Origin of the sequence: Burkholderia sp. E168m23 (assembly GCF_016586125.1) — a bacterium.
GTDB classification, from domain to species: domain Bacteria; phylum Pseudomonadota; class Gammaproteobacteria; order Burkholderiales; family Burkholderiaceae; genus Burkholderia; species Burkholderia orbicola.
In genome coordinates this window covers 1-4,234 of the sequence record NZ_BCPP01000649.1, presented here as the reverse complement: position 1 = coordinate 4,234, position 4,234 = coordinate 1, and the positions used below count along the sequence as shown (strand labels likewise).

Annotated in this window: 4 protein-coding genes; 1 reads left to right on the top strand and 3 read right to left on the bottom strand. The window is 68.0% G+C overall.

Annotated features, from left to right (window positions below; all coding sequences use genetic code 11):
• Both JMF90_RS26695 and JMF90_RS26690 read right to left on the bottom strand, forming a co-directional pair.
• Positions 1–599: efflux RND transporter permease subunit (locus JMF90_RS26695; protein WP_236598040.1), on the bottom strand; the 599-nt coding region annotated here is incomplete at its 3' end.
• The gene (locus JMF90_RS26690; RefSeq protein WP_201316950.1) at positions 596–1,705 is read right to left on the bottom strand and encodes an efflux RND transporter periplasmic adaptor subunit; all 1,110 of its coding nucleotides are present in this window, start codon (positions 1,703–1,705) and stop codon (positions 596–598) included. The genes JMF90_RS26695 and JMF90_RS26690, both read right to left, overlap by 4 nt.
• Before the next feature lie 188 nt (positions 1,706–1,893).
• Between JMF90_RS26690 and JMF90_RS26685 the strand changes: the two genes are divergently transcribed.
• The gene (locus JMF90_RS26685) at positions 1,894–2,514 is read left to right on the top strand and encodes a TetR/AcrR family transcriptional regulator (RefSeq protein WP_006475958.1); all 621 of its coding nucleotides are present in this window, start codon (positions 1,894–1,896) and stop codon (positions 2,512–2,514) included.
• Between the two features lie 36 nt (positions 2,515–2,550).
• Here the strand turns inward: JMF90_RS26685 and JMF90_RS26680 are convergent, their stop codons facing one another.
• Complete coding sequence (locus JMF90_RS26680) at positions 2,551–4,233, bottom strand: ClcB-like voltage-gated chloride channel protein (RefSeq protein WP_236598039.1); 1,683 nt, start codon at positions 4,231–4,233, stop codon at positions 2,551–2,553.
• Position 4,234: the final 1 nt, after the last annotated feature.

Below are 4,234 nucleotides of genomic sequence, written 5' to 3'. Positions count from 1 at the left end.
AACAGCACGCCGTTCAACTGGCCGCGCATCGACGACGCGGCGTGGCTGAGAGGGGGAGTCGGAGCAGTGGACATGGAGCACCGTGATGGAGCGTGTGGCGATGGTCGTAATAACTTCGTATAGCATACATTATACGAAGTTATACGAATGTTGGTGTAGACGTCGCCGAATTCGTCGTTGAAGAACGGGCCCTGCACGCCGGGCGGCAGCGTATAGCCGATGTCGCCCACCTTCTTGCGGATCTGGTACCAGGTTTCGGGCACGTCCTTCACGGGCGCCGAATCCTTCATCGTGAAGAAGATCAGCGATTCGCCGGGGCGCGAATAGCTGCGCAGGAAATCGATGGCAGGCGTTTCCTGCAGCTTGCGGCCGATCCGGTCGGTCACCTGTTCCTGCACCTGCCGCGCGCTCGCGCCGGGCCAGAAGGTGCGGATCACCATCACGCGGAACGTGAACGGCGGGTCTTCGGATTGTGCGAGCCGCGTGTAAGCGAGGATGCCCGCGAGCGTCGCGAGCGCGATCAGGTAGACGACCAGCGCCTGATGGCGCAGCGCCCACGCGGACAGGTTGAAGCGGCCTTCTTCGTGGGAGACGCTCACGATGCGAAGTCCTCCGGATGCAGCGGCGCGATCGCGCGCACCTTCTCGCCCGCGCTGACCGTATGCACGCCCTGCAGCACGACGCGCTCGCCCGGCTGCAGCCCGTGCGACACGGTGACGGTGCGCTCGTTGAAGCGCGCGACGTCGACGCGGCGCAACTCGAGCGTGTCGTCCCTGGTGCGCACGATCCAAACGGCCGGATGCGGGCCGTCGTGGAACAGCGCGGTCGCGGGCAGCGTGATCGGCTGCGCGTCGCCGGCGGCCGGCGCGCCGTCGAACGCGACGTCCGCGGTCATGCCGAGCCGGATCGCCGGATCAGGCGTGCCGAGCGTGAGCTTCACGCGGTAGGTGCGGCTTTGCGGATCGGCGGCCGGCGCGATTTCGCGCACCTTCGCGGCGAATTGTCGGCCCGGCAGCGACGGCAGCGTGACGGTGGCCGCGTGGCCCGGCGCGAGCGACGCGAGCGCGGCTTCGGGCACGTCGCTGACCACGTCGACGTCGCCCGACCACGCGAGCTGGTAGACCGGCTGGCCGGCCGACACGTTCTGGCCGGTATCGGCCTGTTCGGCGGTGATGGTGCCCGCATGATCGGCCACCAGCGTCGCGTAGCGCAGCTGGTTCTTCGCGAGCGCGAGCTGCTGCTGCGCCTGGTCGCGCTGCGCGAGCGCCGACGTGTAGCTGTTCTGAGTCTGTTCGAGCTGCGCGGTTGCGATCAGGTTTTCGCGGGCCTGCGCACGATCGCGATCGAGCTGCTGCTTCGCGAACGCGAGGCTGTGCGACGCGGCATCGAATTGCGCCTGCGCACTCGCGGCGTTCTTCTCGACGTCGGACGGATCGAGCAGCGCGACGACCTGGCCGACTTTCACCATATCGCCGAGCCGCACCCGGCGCTCGATGATCTTGCCGGCGATGCGGAACGACAGCGGGGTCGCATAGCGCGGCTGGATGTCGCCGGGCAGCGTGCGCGCGGCCGCGGTGGTGTCGGCCCGCGCGGGCAGCGCGACGACGGGGCGCGGGGCGGGCGGTGCGGATTCTTTCGGATGACAGGCGGCAAGGACGAGCGCGGCGCCGATCAGCAGCGCGGCGCGGGAACCGGAGCGATTCACGAAACCCCCAGGTGAGGTGGAGCGGAACGAAGCCGGCAAGCGCGGCGGGCGCTTGCCCCAAGCGGCGCCGGCAGCGGCGCACACGGAAAGATGAACGACATCTTCAGAAACTGTGGCGAATTCTAATACACACCTGTATCTGAATGCAAAGATGAATCTGAAAGGGAAGGGATGCTAGACTGCGCGGCATGAAACCACAGCGCTTAACTCGCGAGCAGAGCAGGGACCAGACGCGCGAACGTCTGCTGAAAGCCGCGCATCGCATTTTTCTGAAGAAAGGGTATGTGGCCGCGAGCGTCGAGGACATCGCGGCGGCCGCCGGCTACACGCGCGGCGCGTTCTACTCGAATTTCCGCAGCAAGTCCGACCTGTTGCTGGAATTGCTGGAGCGCAACCACGAGGAGGTGCAGGCCGACTTCGTCGCGATTTTCGAAGGGGGCGGCACGCGCGAGCAGATGGAATCGATGTCGCTCGCGTACTACCGGACGCTGTTTCGCGACGACGAGTACTCGCTGCTGTGGGGCGAGGCGAAGCTGCAGGCGGCGCGCGACGCGAAATTCCGCGTGCGCTTCAACCAGTTCCTGCACGGCAAGCGCGTGCAGATGGCCGAATTCATCCAGCGCTTCGCCGAGCGCTCGGGCACGCCGCTGCTGCTGCCGGCCGATACGCTCGCGTTCGGGCTGATGTGCCTGTGCGACGGCGTGCAGTCGTACTACACGGCCGATCCGCAGCACGTGTCGGCCGACGTGGCCGAGTCGGTGCTCGGCGGCTTCTTCGCGCGGGTCGTGCTGGGGCGTGCGCCGGACTGACCGGCGCGGGCGGTGCGAGTGGTGCGGCGACGCGCGTCAGCGTTCGCCGGTCATCCGCCGGTACGCGTCGAGCAGCGACGTCTTGTAGACCACGCCCGCGAGCGTCGGCTCGGCTTCGCTCTCGATTACCGGCAGGCGTTCGCCCTGGAACGCCATGAAGCGCTGGAGCGCGGTCGCGAGCGGCATGTCGGGCGTGAGCAGCGGAAACGGCGTGTGCGCGTAGTGCGCGGCCGTCTTGTCGGTCGTGTCGCGCTTGTCGAGCAAGTCGGACGTGATGTCCTTCAACGCGACCGCGCCGCGAAAGCGCCCGGCGTCGTCGGTCACGTACAGATACTTCACCGGATATTCGAGAAACACGCGCGTCATGTCGGCGACGCTCGCGGTGAGCGGCACGACCGTCTGCGCGGGCTGGATCAGCTCGCGCATCTGCGTGGTGCGCAGCCGCTGCCGCTCCTGCGCGTCCTGGTAGTGGTGCTGCGTGATTTCATACATCGACGTGGTGCCGGTCGCGCGCGCGACGAAATACGCGAACACGCACGACACCAGCAGCGGCAGCACGACCTGGTAGCTCAGCGTCATCTCGAAGATCATCAGGATCGCCATCAGCGGCGCCTGCGTGGCGCCCGCCATGAACGCGCCCATCCCGACGATCGCGTACGCGAAATACGCGGACGTATGGCCGGGCCACAGCGCGTCCATCGCGAGCCCGAACAGCGAGCCGAACACGGCGCCGACGAACAGCGTCGGCGTGAATACGCCGCCGATCGCGCCCGAGCCGGCCGTCGCGGCGGTCGCGATCACCTTGAACACGAGGACCGCGACGAGCGCCTGCCAGGTCCACGGCGAATGGAGGATGTGGTTCACGACGCTGTAGCCGTTGCCCCACACGTCCGGAGTCCACACCGAGATCACGCCGACGACCAGGCCGCCGAGTGCGAGCCGCACGGGCAACGGCACCGGCAGCCGCTTGAACTGCGTCTTCGACGCGTCGAGCAGGTGCAGGAACTGCGGCGCGAGCACGCCGCACAGCGCGCCGAGCACGACGAACGGCAGCACCTCGGGGCCGGTCACGGCCGGAAACACCGGCATCTCGTATGGCGGCCGGTAGCCGGCGAATTCGCGCATCACGATGTTCGCGACGACCGACGCGACGACCATCGGCCCGAAGCTCTCCATCGCGATCGTGCCGAGCACGATTTCCGACACGAAAAAGGCACCGGCGATCGGCGCGTTGTACGCGGACGTGATGCCGGCCGCCGCCCCGCACGCGACCAGCAGGCGCAGGCGCGGCGGATCGAAGTGCGCGAAGCGGCCGACCAGTGACGCGGCGAGCGCCGCGAGCTGCACCATCGGGCCTTCGCGGCCGATCGAGCCGCCGCTGCCGATCGTCAGCAGCGACGACACGCTGCGCCACAGGCTCTGCCGCACCGGCACGACGCCGTTGCCGAGGGCGACCGATTCCATGTAGTCGGTCTTGGCGGCCTCCTTGTCGCCGCGCGTCGCGAGCAGCAGCACGCAGCCGGCGAGGAAGCCGCCCGCGGCCGGCATCCAGAACCGCAGGTACCACGGCAGGCTCTTCGCCATCTGCACGAAGCTGCCGCTGTGCCCCGAGATCAGCCGCTGCATCAGGTCGATGCCCTCGCGGAACGCCATCGTGGCAAAGGCGCCGCCGACGCCGACGATGGCCGACCAGATCAGCATCGTATGGGCGTCCGACAGG